The sequence below is a fragment of the Oleiphilus sp. HI0086 genome (assembly GCF_001635225.1).
In genome coordinates, this window is sequence record NZ_LWFZ01001405.1 from 1 (window position 1) to 1,216 (window position 1,216).

General features: G+C 42.2%; 1 protein-coding gene and 1 pseudogene. One reads left to right on the forward strand and one right to left on the reverse strand.

Annotated features, from left to right (window positions below):
• Nucleotides 1–595: pseudogene (locus A3756_RS23940) on the reverse strand (DNA polymerase I); the annotation flags it as partial.
• A gap of 152 nt (nucleotides 596–747) precedes the next feature.
• Here A3756_RS23940 and A3756_RS23945 point away from each other — a divergent pair.
• Complete coding sequence (locus A3756_RS23945) at nucleotides 748–1,047, forward strand: DUF2782 domain-containing protein (protein WP_068509226.1); 300 nt, start codon at nucleotides 748–750, stop codon at nucleotides 1,045–1,047.
• Nucleotides 1,048–1,216: the final 169 nt, after the last annotated feature.

Here is a 1,216-nt window from a genome sequence, read left to right on the forward strand (position 1 = left end):
TCGGCACGCCGGGAATATTATCAACCGAATCGCCAACCAAAGCTAAGTAGTCAATGATCTGATCAGGGCGAACGCCGAACTTATCTTCGACGCCTTGAATATCCATTTTGGTATCGGTCATGGTATTGATCAGCGTCACATGCTCTGTCACTAACTGAGCCATATCCTTATCGCCAGTTGAGATCACCACATCGATCTTCTTTTGCGTTGCCTGATGCGCCAAGGCACCAATCACATCATCCGCTTCGACATCAGGAATGATGAGTAAAGGCAAACCCATTGCTTCAATGATCTCGTGAATCGGCGCGATCTGAGAACGTAAATCATCAGGCATCGGTGGACGATTCGCTTTATAGTCAGGGTAAATTTCATGACGAAAGTTCTTACCTTTAGCGTCAAAAACCACAATTACTTTAGAGCCTGGATAGTCGGTTTCCAGCCTTCTAAGCATGCTGATCACACCTTTAATTGCTCCGGTTGGCTGGCCTTTAGAATTAACTAAAGGAGGTAAACCATGAAAAGCCCGGAATAAATAAGATGATCCATCCACCAAAACGGTAGGAAGTGTTTGAGATTGCTCGGTATTTGTTGTCATAAATTGCGTATCTATAATTGTTTAGATGCTGGTAAGAGCTGGGTTTTGAAATTAAAAGTCCGGTGAGTAATCACTGGCACAGTGGTATAGTAAGAAAAAACGACAATACAGAACAGATATTTTTATTCGTCAACGCTCATACAGGAGTTCATATGCGAAAGATATTACGCCCAACTTTATTAGTAACTCTACTCGCAACTCAAGCCAGCATGTTCGCTATAACATCCGCACATGCAGAGGAATCTATTCAGCCTGCTGAGCCTGAGATCGTTATTCGCAATGAGGATAACAAAACTTTTTACGAATATCGTGTNAATGGCGTTCTAAAAGAAATTAAAGTCGTTCCAAAGATTGGCCCTACTTATTATTTAGTGCCTCAGGATGGCAATGCCTGGATCCGCGAAGATCGCTCACAAGTCCTTGTGCCTAGCTGGGTATTGTTCGAGTGGTAGCACTTCCCTCTTAACGTCCTCCTTGCCAAGCCCAACAATTTATTTGCGTTAATACCTTTGCTTAGTATGAATATTCTAATTTATCAGCGTATCGTTGGTGGTGAATTAAGAATTTGTGGAAATTAAATCCACAGCGCTGAGATACTTACAGAGAAAAGGATACTATCAT